The sequence below is a fragment of the Ulvibacterium sp. genome (assembly GCF_028285715.1).
GTDB lineage: Bacteria > Bacteroidota > Bacteroidia > Flavobacteriales > Flavobacteriaceae > Ulvibacterium.
This window is the reverse complement of the sequence record NZ_JANQOO010000017.1, coordinates 657,385-675,522: the sequence shown is the minus strand read 5'-3', so window position 1 is coordinate 675,522 and position 18,138 is coordinate 657,385. Positions and strand designations below refer to the sequence as shown.

Here is an 18,138-nt window from a genome sequence, read left to right as displayed (position 1 = left end):
TAACCTTTTCAAAAAACATCGGTTTACCCTTTTGAAGATCTAAAACAAAGCATGCAGCAACTGACCGATAATGCACTAATGCTAAAAGTAAAATCAGGAGACCTGGATAAATTGGGTCTCTTGTACGAACGTCATAAAAAAAGGTTGTTCGGCTTTTTTTATAATATGAACGGAAATCCATCCATTAGTGAGGACTTGGTACAGAACGTATTTATAAGAATGTTGAAGTACAGGCATACCTTTACCGGGGAGGGTTCCTTTGCGGCTTGGATGTTTCGGACGGCCAGAAATGTGAACTACGATCATTTTAGAAAATATAAAAAGGAAAATGACCAAACTCAACTGACCTCGGTGGAATACAGGTTAGTGGATGACTTGGGGCCAGAGGCCAAAATGGATAAAAGGGATGAGGTTTTACAATTGAACCGTGCTATGCAACGGTTGACCCCAGAAAAAAGGGAAATACTAATTCTAAGCAAATATAAGGAAATTAAATTTAGTGAAATAGGAGAAATTATGGGATGTAGCGAGGGAGCCGCCAAAGTAAAGGCCCATAGGGCACTGAAGGATTTGAGGGCAATTTTTCTACAACTGGAAATGCAATAGGTTATGGAACAGGAAAGATTTGACATTTGGATGATGGAATACCTATCCGATGCTTTGGATGAGGATGGGAAAAAGGAATTTGAGGGGTTTGTGCAGAATCATCCCAAATATCAAAAACAGCTTAGCGAGATGCAGCGAACCTGGAATCAAGTGGATATTACCTCCGTTCCCGAACCGTCCGACGCCATGGACCAACGTTTTTTTGGGATGCTTCACGGTGAAATCGAGAAATCGGAAAAATCAAAGGACGGCATAACGTCTTGGTTCTCAAAACTTGGAACGGTTTTTTGGAGGCCACAAATGGCTTACGGCCTATTGCTGTTACTGTTAGGGCTAAATCTGGGATATTTTCTGAATTCTGAAGGGTCTTCTGAAAATGTAAGAACCACTGTGGTAAGCGATACGGAGGCAGAAGAGGTAAGGGAACAACTGGTGTTGACTTTATTGGAACAGCCTTCCGCCAATAAACGCTTGCAAGGCATAAACGAGGTCACCAAGATCAAGGAAGTGGACGAAACGGTGATTAGTGCCTTGTTGCAAACGTTAAACAGTGATCCAAATGTAAATGTACGCCTGGCCGCGATAGAATCACTGACCAATTATTTGGATAACCCAACGGTACGCGAAGGTTTGGTACAATCCATAGTGAAGCAAGATTCGCCGATAGTTCAAGTTACCTTGGCAAGCCTTATGGTGGCACTCCAAGAGAAGAAATCCATAGAGCCTTTTAAGACGCTGATGCGCACTCAGGAAATGGATAAGTCCGTAAAGGAAAAATTGGAAACATCGATCAATTCGATCATTTAGAGTAAGACTAAAATTTGTAATACAGCAAGTTTATTCATCAACACGTGCCGGACTTGTTTCGGTATCAAATCACGAACAGTTAAAATGTAAACCAATGAAAAGAGCAGTAGTATGTACCATTTTAGTGGGTTCCCTTATGGTACAATGTGCTAAGGCACAGAAAAAAGAGTTTAGAGAACTTATTAAGAAAGAGTTGTCCTACGCAAGTACGAGCGGGGATCGAATGCTTGAAGTACAAAATCTAGATGGTTCCATATCGGTTGAAGGATACGATGGTAATCAAGTTCTTTTGGAAGTGGAAAAAATCATTACCGCTAGAACTACAACGGACCTTGAACTTGGGAAAAAGGAAATCGGAGTAAAGGTCCTCCAGGAAGGTAGCAAGCTTATCGTTTATCCGGATTCGCCCCATATGCATTACAAAGATGGGCGGTTTACCTCAAGAAACTGTGGTCGCTGGGAGGAATCTCCTTATGATTATACCTTGAACTTTAAGGTGAAAATGCCCAAAAGTAGTAGGTTAAAGGTCGGTGCCATAAATAATGGGGAGATCCTGGTAAAGAATACCAAAGGCGATTATATCGAGGCCCATAATATAAATGGGGGCATTGAGCTTATGAATGTTACCGGTCAGACCAAGGTACACTGCATAAACGGAAAGGTGGATATTTCCTATGCGAATAATCCAACGGTCGCATCTACGTATTATTCGCTTAATGGGGATATCAATATTACCTACCAAAAAAACTTATCCGCTGACATCGTTTTTAAGAGTATGAACGGAGAACTGTTTACGGATTTTGATATCACCAAGCAATTTGCCAGAACTACTAAAGACAAGACCGGGGAAAAGAATGTTAAATATAAATACGAATCAAGGCCGGTAGTCCAGATAGGCCAAGGTGGTTTATCTTTTGATTTTGAGACTTTGAACGGCGATGTTATTATAAAAAAAATATAAAATAGATATCCTGAAGTGGGTGAAGGCAAATCCAAACGAAATGCGATTTCCATTGGAGGATTACCTTGCTTGACTTTAACAGTCGGATGTATACTTTAAAACAATTAAAAAATAGACAAATGAAAAATATTGGATTAGTAATCGTATCAATGTTCATGTTGCCCATATTGATCAATGCCCAAGAAGAGAGCGTGGAATTGTTTTCGGTTCCATTAAGTGACGGCAACAGTCCTGGAAAATTGATTGTAGAACAATTGGCAGGCTCAATAGATATTCTGGCCTATGAAGGGAATGAAGTGGTCGTCAAAGCTTCTTTTGGGAACAGAAAAGCACATTATAAGAAGGAAAAGGAAAAAAATGGCCTAAGACGGATTCAAAATAGCTCCCTAAAAATAAGTGCCGAGGAAAAGGACAATGTAGTGCGGATTATCAATGAACAGTGGGATAGGCCCACGAACCTTGAAATCAAGGTACCCAAAAATTTCTCCTTAAAGCTGGGTACCGTTAATGAGGGGAACATCACAGTAAAGGAGGTTAATGGCGAAATGGAGGTGAGCAATGTGAATGGGGAAATAACGCTAGAAAACATAAGTGGCTCTGCTTTGGCCGATACGGTCAATGGGGATATAAAGGTAAGCTTCGTATCGGTAACGCCAAATGTGAATATGGCCTTTAGTAGTCTCAATGGAGACTTGGACGTTACCTTTCCCAATTCTGTAAAGAGCGATCTTAAATTAAAATCGGAACAGGGCGATATCTATACAGATTTTGAAATGGTCACGGATAAACAAAAAACGGTGGCCAAGACCGACAAATCGTCCAGTACCTATAGAGTAAAAATTGAGCAATGGGTACGCGGACAGCTAAATGGTGGTGGGCCGGAAATGCTTTTTAAGACCTTTAATGGGGATATTATTATAAGATCCAAATAGTTTCAGTACATTTTTTGCACAATAGATTTTGATAAAAAACGCCCCGACAAAGTTGTCGGGGCGTTTTTCATTTGAGTTGGTTTTATTAGGTTTTAAATTACCCTAAGGCCACACGTTGGAACCCGATAACTTCCAAATTGGTATCTACGGATTTCACGTATTGTGCAACACTTTGTTTGCTGTCCTTGATAAAAGCTTGATTTACCAAAGTATTATCCTTAAAGAAACGTTTTAGTTTTCCCTTGGCAATATTGTCAAGCATAGCCTCTGGTTTGCCCTCTTGACGCAATTGGTCCTTGGCTATCTCAATTTCCTTGTCTATTACGGACTGGTCTACACCTTCTTCGTTCAATGCCACTGGATTCATGGCCGCTGCTTGCATGGCAACATCCTTGGCGGCTACGGCCGCACCTTCTACGGCAGCGGAAAGTCCGGCTAAAGTGGCAATTTTGTTCCCGGCATGGATATATGAACCAACGAATGGGGCGTTCAATTTTTCAAAACCCCCGATTTCTATTTTTTCCCCAATAACACCGGTTTGTTCCGTCAATTTGTCCTGAACCGTATTTCCTTTGAAATCAGCGGAAAGAAAGTCCTCTTTCGAATCGAATCCAAGGGCCAATTCAGCCAACTCATTGGCCAAGGTAACAAAGCTGTCGTTCTTGGCCACAAAGTCGGTTTCACAATTCAAAGAGATGATGACACCGGAAGTATTATCAGAATTTACCTTTGCAATTGCGGCCCCTTCAGAGGATTCCCTATCGGCCCTTTTGGCCGCCACTTTCTGGCCCTTCTTACGAAGGATTTCAATTGCTTTTTCAAAATCGCCTTCGGCCTCGACAAGGGCATTTTTACAGTCCATCATGCCGGAACCGGTCATTTTTCTTAATTTATTTACATCAGCTGCGGTAACTTTTACCATCATCGTTTCTTATGTTTTTATTCGGATATCAAAGATAGGGTTGCCTATCCTAAATTTATTTTACTAAAAGTTTATTTTTATTCTACTCCGGCCTTTACCTTGTCCTGCCATTCTTTGAGTTCGTCCCATTTGCCTTCGGCGGCCATTTTAGCCTGCTTGGGCCATGATGTTGGATCCAAATGAGCCATACGTGAACTGGCTTCGGTCAAGATTTCCTTTATCTTGTCGGACTTGGCTTGTGCCAAATCGGCAAAAGAAACTATTCCAGAATTTGCGATCGCCTCTGCCGCTTTGGGACCTATACCCTCTATTTTGGTAAGGTCGTCCGCCTTTTCCGATTTTTCGTTAGCCGTGGCTTCACCGGTCACCTCCTTATCCTCTTTTTGTTCTTCTTCCTTTGCCGCCTCTTCAACAACAGCGACTTCCTCAACTTTTTCCGTCTCTATTGCTTGTTCAGGTTCCGTGGCTTCTACTGTTGTATTCTCCGGGTTCTCTTGAGCAGTCTCTTCTACGACTTCGGCTTTAGGGGATTCTGGCTCTTCAAGGCCCTCCTTATCAGATTGTTTTTCGGCTTTTCGTTCCGCCAAGCCCTCGGCCACTGCATTGGTCACATGGGTCATGATAATATCAATTGACTTGGAAGCGTCATCATTGGAAGGAATTACAAAATCAATATCCCTGGGATCGGAGTTGGTGTCGATCATGGCAAAAATAGGGATATTCAATTTCTGTGCTTCCTTAACGGCTATATGCTCGCGCATAGTATCCACGACAAAAAGGGCTCCGGGCAATCGAGTCATCTCCGAAATGGAACCTAGGTTTTTCTCCAACTTCGCACGTAGACGATCCACTTGCAAACGTTCCTTTTTAGATAGCGTGTTGAACGTGCCATCTTTTTTCATTCGATCAATGGAAGCCATTTTCTTCACCGCCTTACGGATGGTGACAAAATTCGTAAGCATTCCACCTGGCCATCTTTCCGTAATATAAGGCATATTTACGTTGGAAACCTTTTCGGCCACAATGTCCTTGGCTTGTTTTTTGGTAGCTACAAAAAGGATTTTACGACCAGAGGCCGCAATTTTTTTGAGTGCCGTATTGGCCTCGTCCAATTTTGCTACGGTTTTGTAAAGATTGATGACATGAATCCCATTGCGCTCCATGTAGATATAAGGAGCCATGTTCGGGTTCCACTTTCTTGTGAGGTGGCCGAAATGCACACCTGCTTCCAATAATTGTTTTACTTCGACTTTCTGAGCCATTTTTACTATTAGTTTACGTTCCTTTGAATTAGCAATACGGGAGTGGTATCCGAAAATTTCAACGGAAGCCTCCAGCATTTAGATGCTAAACTAATTTACCTTGATGCCTTGGAAAGCATGCTAAGGGTTTTTAATTGTCCCCGCCATAAAGCGAAGACTTTCAATGAACTTGGTTATATCCCCGAACCTATTTCAGGGTTTGTTTATTAAATCTATTCTTCAAATAAAAAGTCCACAAACATTCAATGGTTCCTGAAATGGACTTGGCACCAATTAACGCTTGGAGAATTGGAATTTCTTCCGAGCTTTCTTTTGGCCAAATTTCTTGCGTTCCACCATTCTGGGGTCACGGGTCAATAGTCCTTCGGGCTTAAGGATAGTTCTATTCTCCTCGTCAATTTCGCATATGGCTCTAGAAAGGGCTAAACGAATTGCTTCCGCCTGTCCGGTAACACCTCCACCATAAACATTTACATTTACATCATAATTGTCTTCCGTCCTGGTAAGTGCAAAAGGCTGTTTTATCTTGTATTGTAAAGTAGCGGTAGGAAAATAATCGTTTAAATCGCGTTGATTCACGGTAATGCTCCCTTTTCCTTCGGAAACATATACCCGCGCAACGGATTTTTTTCTTCTACCAATTTTATGAATAGTCTCCATTATTTAATTTCATTAAGATTTACAACAGTAGGTTTTTGCGCTTCTTGTCCATGCTCCGCTCCAACATAAACCCTTAAGTTTCTAAAAAGGTCGGCCCCCAATTTGTTTTTCGGAAGCATACCTTTTACGGATTTCTCGATAATACGTTCTGGATGTTTTTCCAATAAATCCTTCGCCGTAGTAGATCGCTGCCCGCCTGGATAACCGGTATAACGGAAGTAAACCTTATCTTCCCATTTGTTTCCGGAAAGCTGTATTTTTTCGGCATTGATGACAATGACGTTGTCGCCGCAATCCACATGGGGCGTAAAATTGGTCTTATGTTTTCCTCTTAGAAATTTGGCCACTTCAGAGGCTAATCGTCCTAAGGTTTGTCCTTCTGCATCGATTAATAGCCATTGCTTATCAACGGTAGCCTTATTTGCAGAAACTGTCTTGTAGCTTAATGTATCCACTACGTTTGTTTTTATTAATTAAACCCTTTGATTCTGTAAAACGGGCTGCAAATGTACAATTATTAACTTGAAATGCAAACGGTTCTTTCTTGTATTTTTTCAATTCCTAAAGAATTTTTTTTGTAACAATCTTTATATAGGTATGGGAACAGTTCTAGGGACATTTCCAACCGTAAGGCCAAGTAATGCCATACCTATTTATGAAAAGAGTAAAGATGAATGGATCAATCCAAGTTTCTTTGTATACCGATACCATTACGGGGCACGGCATTGGAATCGACTCAATATTTGGAGGATAGTGTATTTGGATGGAAGAAACCAAAGAATGGCTTTCTTTTAAAGGTAACATATAGGTTGGTTTTTTAGGAGGCAAAGACGCTTCATAAAATATTACCGTTTTTTTTGCGTTACTACCACGCACAACGGAAAATAAAAACGCAATGAAAACACGAATAGTACTACTTTTTCTTTCAGCTACCCTATTTTGGGCCTGTTCATCGGACAATGATGACGGGAATGGGGGTGACGATAATTCCTTGATCGGAACTTGGAGTTTTACCGAACTTAAAGTTGATGATGCGGATGGGGAGATCAAATTGGCCAATGAAGTCATTCAGGTCCTCATTGCCCAAGGCTGCGACATCTTCACTTTTGAATTCAAAAGCGATCAGACTTTGGAAGCGGCATTTAAGGATTTTACCGAGACCGGCACGGATGTGAACTCGGAAGGTACCGGACTTTTAATTGAATGCCCTGAAAATGCCGAAACTACTTCTTCCACCTGGAGTTTGGAAGGAGACCAATTAACCATAGTGGATGGTAACGGCATAAGTGAAACCGTAACTATAAAACTGGAAGGCGGTACACTTACTCTTTCTGCGGAAATTATAGATGAGGACAATTTGGAAGGAGCCGAAGCCGTTTTCAAAAAGGATTAGTTTTTCCATAATACTTTACATATATAGGGGTCTTATGATAATTCGTAAGGCCCTTTTTAATTCTTCCTCATTTCATAATGGTAGTCTTTTGTTTCCACCTTTTTACCCGAATACGCTATTTCTTGCTGTTAGGCACTATATTTAAGGTGTTTTCCAAGGACTAAAATGCATTTGATAAGAAGTACTTTTTTAGGAAAGGCGACCTTTTTGCTTATAACCTGTTTTTTATGGGCCTGTGTTGATGCCGTAGATCCAGAGTTTAGGTATCAGGAGGGCTTGGTTTATATCGATGCCTTGGCCTCTACAGTTCCAGGAACTTCCTTTGTAAAGATTACACAATCCACCAGGGAGTTTGATATTAACACAAATGTCTTTATCAAAGGCGCCAGAGTTAGTTTCATAGAATCCAATACGGGCAATGAGATCGATCTTGTTGAGCAAGATGATGCATATATTCCTCCTGCCGATTTTGCATTGGAGGTTGGATCTACATGGGAACTGCGCGTGGTTTTGGAAGACGGTAGGGAGTATTGGTCAGAGCAGGAAACCACACTTCCACCGGTTGAAATCATGGATGTTAAGGTCGAATATGACCCCGAACTTCTTTTGATCGGTGATTCGGAAACTAGGGCTCCGGGTCATTCCCTTTCAGTTACCTTTATTTATCCACCAGAAGACGATAACTACTACTATTGGAATTTTCAATCGTTTGAACGTCTTATTTATTGCGCTACCTGCTTTACTTCATTGTACCGAAATGGCGGCTGTATTACAATAGCCCCTGCCTTGGTAAGTGCAATAAAGCCGTATTACACCTATGGCTGCTCCCCGAAATGTTGGAGAATTCGCTTTAACGATGATATAAATATTTTTTCGGATAAATTCACCAATGGAAATGAAGTGAAAAATTTTCCGGCTGGCAAGGTCCCTTTATTTACCAAGGAAAACATAGTGGTGGAATTGCGACAATTTTCCCTTACACCTTCGGCCCACTCCTACTATGAAACATTGAATGATATCGTTGATAATAATTCTGGGTTTAATTCTCCAATCCCTGCGGTTTTGGTCGGGAACCTTTTTAATCCAAACGATAACGAAGAATTTGTTCTTGGGAGATTCACTGCTGTCGGCACCTCCACAAAATCGGTTTTTATAGAGCGGACCTTTGTTCTGGAGAATCAGATAGAGAAGGATATTTTTGGGCAGTTTGAAGGGCTTGAAGTACCCGTAGGACCCATTACCACGAATGCGCCTTGTGAGGAAAGCCGCTACCGGACAAGTATTCTACCCGAAGGCTGGATAGAATAAATGAAGAACACGCTTTAGCTTAGTTTCTAATATCTTTACTTTAAACTATCAAAATGATCAAGGTCCCCCAACCGCTTTTACGCATTCTTTTTCTACGGATTGCTTTTATAGTCCCTATCGGATGTGTGGACCCCGTTGAACCTGAGTTTAAGTTCGTTGAAGATTCTGTATTTATAGAAGGTTTTGCTTCTACCATGCCTGGGGCCTCTTTTGTTATAATAAACAGGTTTGCACAGGAATCTGGAAGAAATACGGTCAATTTTGAGGAAAGGGCCACCGTAAGTTTTATAAACCTTGAAACCGGGGATGAGGAAACCTTGGTAGAAGTTGAAGGGCAATATTTACCTTCTGCAAGTTTTGTTGTCCGTGAGGGGGAGGAGTGGAAGTTAAATATTGTTCTTTCAGATGGTACCAACTACACTTCAACTGGGGAAAAAGTGTTGCCGACCGTACCTATTTTAGATTTGGAAATAGAATATGATCCAGAACTTGAATTTCGAGAAATCGGAGGGGGGCGGTTTATCCCAGGGCATCGGGCTCTTGTGAGCTTTGATGACCCATCCGATAGGGAGAACTATTATTACTGGACGTATCGAACTTTTGAAGATTTGGATTTCTGTGAGAAGTGTTTTGAGGGATATTTCAGAAATGGGGAATGCATAATGCCCAATGGCGTGGGTGGTCTACCTCCTTTTTATTTATATATCTGTGAAACCGATTGTTGGCGTATACGATACACTGAAGGTATTTCGGTCTTTAGTGATGAATTCTCCAATGGCCTACCAATATCAAAACTTACTGTAGGTAACCTGCCTTTATATACTTATGAAGATATGGTAGTGGAGGTACAGCAATTTTCCATAAATGCAGCAGCTTACGATTATTATAAAGTATTAAAAGATATTGTAGATAACAATGCGGGGCTGAATGCGCCACCTCCTGCGCCTTTGGTAGGCAACATAACAAACCCCAATGATTCCGAGGATTTTGTTTTTGGCCGTTTCACGGCTGCCTCAACTTCCGTAGTGTCGGCATTCATTGAGCGCAGCCGAATTGCCGAAGAAGCCCTGGAACCAAGAGACCCCATAATTTTAGAAGATATGTTTGATCCGGTACCGCCACCAATAACCAATTTTGCCCCATGTTCGGAAACCAGGTTTAGAACAGCCTTGCCTCCAGATGGATGGATTGAGCAATAGTTCCAAAAATGGATTTAGTACCCGAATAATTCCAAGAGATTTCTTTTTTAGTTAAAACTGACTTTTACCATTGTCCTAGTAGTCATTTTGCCTTATATTGAGATTCTGGAAATTTCCTACATGCATTTAAAATATCCGAAACATAAAGTATTGTTTTTCCCAATAATTGTTGTTGCTCTATTCAACAGTTGTATTGATCCCATAGAGCCGGATTTTGAATTGCGCGAGGGACTTATTTTTATAGAGGGTTTTGCCTCTACCGAACCTGGGGTTTCCTTTGTCTCCATAAGCGAATCTGCGATTGAATTTAACGTGTATGTCGTAAATTTTGTGGAAGGGGCCTCGGTAAGTTTTGAGAATACCGACAATGGGGAAATTGTTCCGCTTACGGAAATAACGGAGGCCTATGTGCCTCCTGAGGATTTTACTGTTGCCCCTGGGGAAAGTTGGATGCTGAACATACGAATGCCCAGTGGCAAAAGATTTTCCTCCCAGATAGAAAAAGTTTTAGATCCGGTGCCGATTACAGATTTAAATGTGGAGTATGATGCCGAATTGGAGTTTAGGGAAATTTTTGGAGGAAAATTTGTGCCCGGTCACGAAATCTTCGTTTCATTTGATGATCCTCCGGAAGAAGGCAATTATTACTATTGGAGCTACCGTAGTTATGAAAATCTGAATATCTGTGAAAAATGCAGGGAATCTTATTTTCGTAACGGCGAATGTCAACCCCTTCCCAGAAATGTAGGAGGTCTTCAACCCTATTATGATTATCCCTGCCAAACGGATTGTTGGCGAATTCGTTTCCCCGAAAGCATTCCAATTTTTCAGGACGAATTTTCGAATGGTCGTGCCATAACCGATTTTTCCATTGGCAATGCCTTGTTATATACCAAAGAGGATATGGTAATCGAGGTACAGCAGTTTGCGATTTCATCTTCGGCCCATGAGTACTATAAGGTATTGAAAGACCTTGTAGACAATAACAGTGGGCTCAATGCACCTCCTCCGGCCGGTTTGGTCGGAAATATGTTTAATCCGGAAGATAGTGAAGAGTTTGTATTTGGTAGGTTTACCGCTGCAGCAACCTCGGCGGCCTCTATTTTTATTGATAGAACATTTATAAATGAGGAGGCATTGGATGGAAGGGACCCTATACTGTTGGAACCTACCTTTAACTCTCCCTTACCTCCTCCAGCAACCATCTCTGCGCCCTGTGGCGAAACAAGATTTAGAACTGCGATTCGTCCAGAAGCTTGGATCGACCAATAGTGCCAAACCTAGACCAATATGTCATTAAAACCAAAATTAGTACTGACTTCCATCTTTTTTATTTGCCTGGGCTCAGTGGTTAGATCACAGGAGTATGCCATGTCCTTTGAAGTGTTGGCCCAGGCAACCGGACTGCCTATGGACAATGCCCAAATCTCCATAAGACCCTGCAACTGTGGAGGTATCACAAATAGGTCGGGAAGGTTCTCCATTAATCTTCCGGAAAACACCTATCAAGTTACGATTTCCTTTATAGGCTTTAAAGATGATATTCGAACCGTGGTACTTGATCAAAGTCAAATTATCCGAGTACAATTATATGAAGAGGAAGAGCAATTGTCCGAAGTAGTGGTAAGGGCCAAGCGTGTTCTGGAAAATATTGAAACCCCTCAAATGGGAGCTTTGAAATTGACCTCCCAAGAACTGAAAAAAATACCGGCGGCCGTTGGTGAGTTCGATGTATTGCGCGGGATGACACTTTTGGCCGGAGTCAATAATGCCGGCGAGATCAGTAACGGAATATCCGTCCGCGGAGGATCTTTGGACCAAAATTTGGTGTTGTATGATTATGCCCCGGTTTTTAATCCTACCCATTTATTCGGGCTTTTTTCCGTTTTTACCCCGGATGCCATTTCTTCCGTAGATTTGTATAGGGCCAATATTCCGGCTCGTTACGGGGGCAGGTCTACCTCGGTATTGGATATTAAGGTGAAAAACCCATATACGGATAAGTTTAAGTTGAATGGAGGAGTAGGCATTGTATCCAGTAGGCTATCATTAGAAACACCTATTATTAAGGATAAGTTGCTCCTCAACATTGGGGGCCGGGCCGGGTTTACCGATTTTTTGTTGCCGCTCTTTTCTGAGCGACTGGAAGATACCAAAGCCAATTTCTACGATGGTACAATGAAATTATTGTACCTGCCCACGGAAAATGATCAGATTTCCTTTACAGGATTTTACAGCAAGGACTTTTACCAGTTGGATTTGATTACCCAAATAGAGAATATCAATGCCAGTAGCAATCAATATGACTTTCAGACGTTGAACGGTACGCTCAATTGGATACATACCTTTGGTGATGAGTCCAATCTGCGGAACATTTTTGTAATAAGCGACTATACACCGAAGACCATCTTTCCAGAAAGGGATAGTAACAACGATATAGTGTTTGAGTCCAGGATCAATTATTTAAGTTTTATTTCCGAATATTCCAAAAGAATAAATGATAGGCTGGAATATTATGGTGGTATTCAAGCGAATAGATATAACATTGAACCCGGAAATTTGGACCCAGGAACAGGGAATAGTATCATTCCAGTTACCTTGGAATCGGAAACCAGTTATGAATTTGCCGGCTTTGGTAACGTAAATTGGAATGCGACCGAGGATTTGACCATTTCTGCCGGGCTTCGTTTCAACCATTTTGTGTTCGTAGGACCTTATACGCAAGCCACTTTTGATGAGAATTCGGGTGCCTTGTTAAGTACCCAATTTTTTGAGAAAGGCGCTGGCGTAAAGACCTATAATGGCCTAGATCCCAGATTGGGAATTAACTATAAACTTGGTGAAACAATGTCGCTGAAAGCCAGTTATGCCAGACTAAACCAATATCTTCAAAATATTTACAACACAACTACCCCTTTGCCAACATCCCGTTGGAAAACCGCTGATCCAAATATTGAACCACAACAAAGTGATAGTTACGGTCTTGGTTTTTATAAGAACCTAGAGGAAAGTGGTGTGGAGATCGGCCTGGAAGGCTATTATAGAAAATCAAAGAACAATCTGACCTATAAGCCCGGGGCAGATTTTTTCCTTGAAGAGTTTTTGGAAAGGGATGTGGTACAGGCGGAAGGCGAGGCCTATGGAGTGGAACTTAGCTTTAAGAAACCCAAAGGGAAGCTTAATGGTTGGTTCAACTATACTTGGTCCCGTAGTTTTTTGCGTTCCTTTAACGAAAGGCTGGCAGATCGAGTTAACAACAACCAACAGTTTCCTTCTGACTTTGACCGTCCGCACGTATTCAATGGTACCATCAACTTTGAAGGGGACAAATACAATACATGGAGCTTCAATTTTACGGCCCAAAGCGGAAGACCTTATACCGTTGCCAATAGTGTTTTTGCGTTGGAGGATATTAATGTGCCTATCTTTTTGGAAAGAAATAATGCACGTCTAAGACCCTATCACCGTTTGGATTTTTCGTGGAAGGTGAAGTATGGGAGAAATCCCAATAGAAGATGGGTAGGGGATTGGACATTTACCATTTACAATGTCTACAGCCGCAGAAACCCCTTGAACTTATATTATGCACAGCGGCAAGATGGCGTGGACGCCGATGTGTTTTTAGGGAGCCCCTTGGGGACCTATGAGCTTTCAGTACTTAACAGCCCCTTATTTGCCGTTACCTACAATTTTGTTTTCGATTAGCTTTGGACACTTGTGTGCCTTATTGTTTGTAGAATTTTGTACGGACTTTTTGCTCCAATGAATTAATAATGATAAGGTAAACCCCTTTTTCAAGATGTGCCACGGGTATGCTCAATGCATTGTTCTTGATTTTCCATTGGTGTTGCAGAACAGGATTCCCGTAAATATCCGAAATTAAAATATGGGCCCTATCACTATTTTCCAAACCTAAAACGTTGATTACATTGGTCGCCGGGTTGGGAAACAACTTTATTTTGGCTTGCACGGCAATTTGTTCGGAGTTCCCTGCTTGGGAATGACCCAATACCGTAAAGAAAAACAGACCAAGTATAAGGATAAGTTTTTTCATAGCCGAAATATCCGTAGAATACATCGACAAAAGTATCCCAGGCTATTATTCCGAACAAATCATTGTTGTAAAACCCGGTTTTTAATGGCCAAAAAAGAATAATTAACGCATGTTAACATTTTGACCGGTTTGCTAATGCGCCTGTAACCAATTATTTCCTTCCCCGAGCTCAACATCCAAGGGAACAGCAAGCTCATAAGCGCTTTCCATTTCGGACTGGATAAGCGGTCTTAATGTTTCCAGTTCCGGTTTGTAGGCATCAAAGACCAGTTCATCGTGTACTTGAAGTAGCATCTTGGTCTTGTAATTGCCCTCGATAAGTTTTTGGTGGATGTTGATCATGGCAATTTTAATGATGTCCGCGGCACTACCTTGGATAGGGGCATTCACGGCGTTCCGTTCTGCGGCCCCACGTACTACTTGATTACTGCCATTAATATCCTTTAAATAGCGTCTTCTGCCCAAAACAGTCTGTACATACCCATGTTCCCTGGCGAAATCAATCTGATCGCTAATGTAGTTCCGCAGTTTGGGGTAAGTTTTGTAATAGGTGTCTATGAGTTCCTTAGCCTCTGAACGGCTAAGATCTGTTTGGTTGCTTAAGCCAAAGGCGGAAACACCATAGATAATCCCAAAATTCACGGTTTTGGCATTGCTTCGCTGTTCCCGTGTTACTTCCGAAATAGGCACATTGAATACTTTCGAAGCCGTGGAGGCGTGGATGTCCTCTCCATTTTTAAAGGCCTCTATCATCGTAGTTTCTTCACTAAGGGCTGCAATGATACGAAGTTCTATCTGGGAATAGTCCGCAGCCAGTAAGGTGTAATTTTCATCCCGTGGTACAAAAGCTTTCCGAACTTCCCGGCCTCTTTCCGTTCGGATGGGAATGTTCTGTAAGTTGGGATTATTACTACTTAATCTTCCGGTGGCGGCAACGGTTTGCATATAATCCGTATGGACCCGTCCTGTAGAAGCTTCTACTTGCTCCGGAAGCGCATCTACATAGGTGCTTTTTAATTTGGAAAGTCCGCGATAATCCAACACATCCTGAATGATCTGGTGGTCCTTGGCCAAATAGGACAACACGTCTTCCGAAGTGGAATATTGCCCGGTCTTGGTCTTTTTAGGTTTATCCACCAGTTTCATTTTATCAAAGAGGATTTCACCCAATTGTTTTGGGGAGGCGATATTGAATTGTTCTCCCGAAGCTTCGTAAATCTTGCTTTCCAGCGTTGCAATATCGTTGTTGAGTTCCTCGGAAAGGGATTTTAGGAATGCCTCGTCCAGATTGATGCCTTCAAGTTCCATATCGGCCAATACACGGAGCAATGGTATTTCAATGGTATTGAACAAGTCTTCCGTCTTGGCTTCCGCCAATTCGGGCCTAAAGTGTTGTGCCAATTGAAAAGTGATATCCGCATCTTCTACGGCGTATTCGGTCTGTTGCTCCAGAGGAACATCGCGCATGCTCAATTGGTTCTTCCCTTTTTTGCCAATGAGTTCGGTAATGGAGACAGGGGTATAGTTGAGGTAGGTTTCCGAAAGGACATCCATATTGTGGCGCATATCCGGATTGATTAGGTAATGTGCCAACATGGTGTCGAAAAATTTTCCTTTCACCTTTACATTGTACTTGTACAGAACCTTAATATCATACTTTAGATTCTGTCCAATTTTTTCTATGGCCTCCGATTCAAAAAAGGGACGCAATTGCTCTATGATTTCCTGTGCCTTGTCCCTTTCCTCCGGGAAGGGAATGTAAAATCCCTTACCGGGCTCCCATGAGAAGGCAATGCCCACGAGCTCGGCGGTCAATGAATTTATTCCAGTAGTTTCGGTGTCAAAACACACGGCATCCTGCTTCATTAGGTTTTGTAGAAACAGTTTCATGGCCATTCCGGGAGCAACACTTTGGTAGACATGGGAAACGTCTTTAATGCTCTTTCGGCTGGACACTTCCTTGATGGTGGCAGCTGGGCTGGCCCCGTCATTCCCGAAAAGGGAAAATTGGCCACTACCGGCGGGCTGTACTTGTTTTTTTGCTGTTTCCGTGCTGCTTACCGGCGTCTGCGTTTCCTCTATCTCACCGGAAAAGATTTTTATGAATTGATCTTTTAACCTTCGGAACTCCAATTCCTCAAAAATCTCCTGCACCTTTTCACTGTCGGGGACTGAAAGTTGGTAATCTTTCGCATCAAATTGAACATCACAAGTGATGCAGATCGTTGCCAGTTTTTTGGAGAGGATACCGAGCTCGGCATTGGCTTCTACCTTTTCCTTCATCTTGCCCTTTAATTTATCGGTATTGGCCAATAGGCCTTCCATAGAATCGAATTCCTCTATAAATTTCTTGGCGGTCTTATCACCTACACCGGGTAGGCCGGGAATATTATCACTGGCATCGCCCATCATACCGAGATAGTCAATAACCTGCTCGGGCCTTTTTACCCCAAAACGCTTTTGCACCTCTGGGATTCCCCATATTTCAATACCATTTCCCATTCGAGCCGGGCGGTACATAAAAATGTTTTCCGATACCAATTGCCCAAAATCCTTATCCGGAGTTACCATAAAGACTTTATAGTCCTCCTTTTCGGCTTGTTTAGCCAAAGTGCCAATGATATCATCGGCTTCAAGCCCGGAAAGTTCCACCACGGGAATATGCATCGCTTTTAAGATATCTTGAATATAGGGCACGGCAATCTTTATGGCATCTGGGGTCTCATCCCGATTGGCCTTGTAATCGGCGAACATTTCCGTACGTTCCGCGCTTCCATCCTTGTCAAAGCATACTGCTAAATGGTCTGGTTTCTCCCTCTTGATGACATCAAAGAGAGAATTCATAAACCCCATTATGGCAGAAGTATCCATTCCTTTGGAGTTGATACGGGGATTTTTTATCAAAGCATAGTAACCCCGAAAAATAAGGGCGTAGGCATCCAATAAAAAGAGTCGTTTTTGTTCGGCCATATCAGTTGTTCTTTGAAGAATTAAAACTACGAATATTATTTCCGTTCAAAGGTATTAGGAGGTGATATATGAATCGGAAGGGTTATTTACATGTCCGGCCTTTGAAAACGTTCTGTAGGTAAAACCGGGTTGAATGCAATAGCCACCCGTTTCCCCTTTTTTGTTGATGGCGATAAACCCAATTTGGAAGTCGAGTTTATTCCTGTTTTTTTCAATAATACGTTTTACGCCTTCCTCACAGGCTTCTTGTGGAGACTTACCTTGCCGCATAAGTTCTACGATTAGAAAACTGCCTACGGTACGCACCACTTCTTCACCAACACCTGTTGCGGTGGCTGCGCCCACTGCATTATCCACAAAAAGTCCGGCCCCGATAATGGGGGAGTCCCCGACGCGTCCGGCCAATTTATAAGCCATTCCACTGGTGGTACAGGCACCGGCAAGGTCCCCGTTTTTGTCGATGGCCAGCATCCCTATGGTGTCATGATTTTCTATATTGATGATGGGTTGATATTTGGAGGTTTTTTTCCATTCCATCCATTCCTTTTTTGATTTTTCCGTGAGAAGGTCGGTCTTGTTAAAACCTTGCTCCATGGCAAATTGTTCCGCCCCTTTTCCAGCAAGCATAACATGAGGTGTTTCCTCCATAACCATGCGGGCCACGGATATCGGATGGGCTATGTTTTGCATGCATAGTACGGCGCCACAGTTACCATTCTTGTCCATAATACAGGCATCCAGGGTAACTTTTCCGTCCCGGTCCGGGCGTCCGCCCACTCCCACGGTCTGATTTTCAATATCAGCTTCCTCTACCTTAACCCCCATTTCAACGGCATCCAAGGAACTGCCTCCGTCTTTTAAGACTTCCCAAGCCTTGGCCGAAGCATTGTGGAAATCCCATGTACAAATGACAATTGGGCGTACGTTTTCCATTTCCTGGGGCAATGCTTTCACTGATTTGTCCATCTCACCACAGGACGCCAAAACAGAGGAGGATACAAGTCCGGCTGTACCGGTCGCCGAATTCTTAAGAAAGGTTCTTCGTTGCATGTTTTATTGGTAAA

At 42.3% G+C, this 18,138-nt stretch carries 16 protein-coding genes; 9 read left to right on the top strand and 7 right to left on the bottom strand.

Annotation, left to right across the window (positions count from 1 at the left end; genetic code table 11):
- The first annotated feature begins 51 nt into the window (after positions 1–51).
- The 4 genes from Q0993_RS09955 (at position 52) to Q0993_RS09940 (ending at position 3,306) form a co-directional block, all read left to right on the top strand.
- On the top strand, positions 52–606 hold the full coding sequence (locus Q0993_RS09955) for an RNA polymerase sigma factor (RefSeq protein WP_299532382.1): 555 nt from the start codon (positions 52–54) through the stop codon (positions 604–606).
- A gap of 3 nt (positions 607–609) precedes the next feature.
- Positions 610–1,413: a HEAT repeat domain-containing protein gene (locus Q0993_RS09950; RefSeq protein WP_299532381.1), complete on the top strand. Its 804-nt coding sequence runs from the start codon at positions 610–612 to the stop codon at positions 1,411–1,413.
- A 94-nt stretch (positions 1,414–1,507) separates the two neighbouring features.
- Positions 1,508–2,374 (top strand): hypothetical protein, encoded by an 867-nt coding sequence (locus tag Q0993_RS09945; protein ID WP_299532380.1) that lies wholly within the window; start codon positions 1,508–1,510, stop codon positions 2,372–2,374.
- 119 nt (positions 2,375–2,493) lie between these two features.
- The gene (locus tag Q0993_RS09940; protein WP_299532379.1) at positions 2,494–3,306 is read left to right on the top strand and encodes a DUF4097 family beta strand repeat-containing protein; all 813 of its coding nucleotides are present in this window, start codon (positions 2,494–2,496) and stop codon (positions 3,304–3,306) included.
- Between the two features lie 97 nt (positions 3,307–3,403).
- On the opposite strand, the gene tsf is transcribed toward Q0993_RS09940, so the two are convergent.
- The 4 genes from tsf to rplM form a co-directional block, all read right to left on the bottom strand.
- Positions 3,404–4,228 (bottom strand): translation elongation factor Ts, encoded by an 825-nt coding sequence (gene tsf / locus Q0993_RS09935; protein WP_299532846.1) that lies wholly within the window; start codon positions 4,226–4,228, stop codon positions 3,404–3,406.
- 77 nt (positions 4,229–4,305) lie between these two features.
- On the bottom strand, positions 4,306–5,490 hold the full coding sequence (gene rpsB / locus Q0993_RS09930) for a 30S ribosomal protein S2 (RefSeq protein WP_299532378.1): 1,185 nt from the start codon (positions 5,488–5,490) through the stop codon (positions 4,306–4,308).
- A 273-nt stretch (positions 5,491–5,763) separates the two neighbouring features.
- Positions 5,764–6,150, bottom strand: a complete 387-nt coding sequence (rpsI, locus tag Q0993_RS09925; RefSeq protein WP_299532376.1) for a 30S ribosomal protein S9 — start codon at positions 6,148–6,150, stop codon at positions 5,764–5,766.
- Positions 6,150–6,605: a 50S ribosomal protein L13 gene (gene rplM / locus Q0993_RS09920; RefSeq protein WP_299532374.1), complete on the bottom strand. Its 456-nt coding sequence runs from the start codon at positions 6,603–6,605 to the stop codon at positions 6,150–6,152. Before rplM ends, rpsI begins: the two co-directional genes overlap by 1 nt.
- A 440-nt stretch (positions 6,606–7,045) precedes the next feature.
- Between rplM and Q0993_RS09915 the strand changes: the two genes are divergently transcribed.
- From Q0993_RS09915 to Q0993_RS09895, 5 genes are all read left to right on the top strand, one after another.
- Entirely contained in the window at positions 7,046–7,543 is a 498-nt protein-coding gene (locus tag Q0993_RS09915; RefSeq protein WP_299532372.1) for a lipocalin family protein, read from the top strand.
- Positions 7,544–7,708: 165 nt separating this feature from the next.
- Complete coding sequence (locus Q0993_RS09910) at positions 7,709–8,851, top strand: DUF4249 domain-containing protein (RefSeq protein ID WP_299532370.1); 1,143 nt, start codon at positions 7,709–7,711, stop codon at positions 8,849–8,851.
- Positions 8,852–8,904: 53 nt separating this feature from the next.
- Positions 8,905–10,050, top strand: a complete 1,146-nt coding sequence (locus tag Q0993_RS09905) for a DUF4249 domain-containing protein (protein WP_299532367.1) — start codon at positions 8,905–8,907, stop codon at positions 10,048–10,050.
- Positions 10,051–10,200: 150 nt separating this feature from the next.
- The gene (locus tag Q0993_RS09900; RefSeq protein WP_299532365.1) at positions 10,201–11,322 is read left to right on the top strand and encodes a DUF4249 domain-containing protein; all 1,122 of its coding nucleotides are present in this window, start codon (positions 10,201–10,203) and stop codon (positions 11,320–11,322) included.
- An 18-nt stretch (positions 11,323–11,340) separates the two neighbouring features.
- A complete protein-coding gene (locus tag Q0993_RS09895; RefSeq protein WP_299532363.1) occupies positions 11,341–13,755 on the top strand; it encodes a TonB-dependent receptor in 2,415 nt (804 codons plus the stop codon).
- Positions 13,756–13,774: 19 nt separating this feature from the next.
- Here Q0993_RS09895 and Q0993_RS09890 read toward each other — a convergent pair whose 3' ends face one another.
- From Q0993_RS09890 to Q0993_RS09880, 3 genes are all read right to left on the bottom strand, one after another.
- The gene (locus Q0993_RS09890) at positions 13,775–14,104 is read right to left on the bottom strand and encodes a T9SS type A sorting domain-containing protein (RefSeq protein WP_299532361.1); all 330 of its coding nucleotides are present in this window, start codon (positions 14,102–14,104) and stop codon (positions 13,775–13,777) included.
- 132 nt (positions 14,105–14,236) lie between these two features.
- Entirely contained in the window at positions 14,237–17,074 is a 2,838-nt protein-coding gene (gene polA / locus Q0993_RS09885; protein WP_299532359.1) for a DNA polymerase I, read from the bottom strand.
- A 54-nt stretch (positions 17,075–17,128) separates the two neighbouring features.
- The gene (locus tag Q0993_RS09880) at positions 17,129–18,124 is read right to left on the bottom strand and encodes an isoaspartyl peptidase/L-asparaginase family protein (protein ID WP_299532357.1); all 996 of its coding nucleotides are present in this window, start codon (positions 18,122–18,124) and stop codon (positions 17,129–17,131) included.
- Positions 18,125–18,138: the final 14 nt, after the last annotated feature.

Coding starts and splice junctions, on each gene's coding strand:
- Q0993_RS09955 (WP_299532382.1), top strand. CDS start 52: ATGCAGCAACTGACCGATAATGCACTAATGCTAAAAGTAAAATCAGGA.
- Q0993_RS09950 (WP_299532381.1), top strand. CDS start 610: ATGGAACAGGAAAGATTTGACATTTGGATGATGGAATACCTATCCGAT.
- Q0993_RS09945 (WP_299532380.1), top strand. CDS start 1,508: ATGAAAAGAGCAGTAGTATGTACCATTTTAGTGGGTTCCCTTATGGTA.
- Q0993_RS09940 (WP_299532379.1), top strand. CDS start 2,494: ATGAAAAATATTGGATTAGTAATCGTATCAATGTTCATGTTGCCCATA.
- tsf (WP_299532846.1), bottom strand. CDS start 4,228: ATGGTAAAAGTTACCGCAGCTGATGTAAATAAATTAAGAAAAATGACC.
- rpsB (WP_299532378.1), bottom strand. CDS start 5,490: ATGGCTCAGAAAGTCGAAGTAAAACAATTATTGGAAGCAGGTGTGCAT.
- rpsI (WP_299532376.1), bottom strand. CDS start 6,150: ATGGAGACTATTCATAAAATTGGTAGAAGAAAAAAATCCGTTGCGCGG.
- Q0993_RS09915 (WP_299532372.1), top strand. CDS start 7,046: ATGAAAACACGAATAGTACTACTTTTTCTTTCAGCTACCCTATTTTGG.
- Q0993_RS09910 (WP_299532370.1), top strand. CDS start 7,709: ATGCATTTGATAAGAAGTACTTTTTTAGGAAAGGCGACCTTTTTGCTT.
- Q0993_RS09905 (WP_299532367.1), top strand. CDS start 8,905: ATGATCAAGGTCCCCCAACCGCTTTTACGCATTCTTTTTCTACGGATT.
- Q0993_RS09895 (WP_299532363.1), top strand. CDS start 11,341: ATGTCATTAAAACCAAAATTAGTACTGACTTCCATCTTTTTTATTTGC.
- Q0993_RS09890 (WP_299532361.1), bottom strand. CDS start 14,104: ATGAAAAAACTTATCCTTATACTTGGTCTGTTTTTCTTTACGGTATTG.
- polA (WP_299532359.1), bottom strand. CDS start 17,074: ATGGCCGAACAAAAACGACTCTTTTTATTGGATGCCTACGCCCTTATT.
- Q0993_RS09880 (WP_299532357.1), bottom strand. CDS start 18,124: ATGCAACGAAGAACCTTTCTTAAGAATTCGGCGACCGGTACAGCCGGA.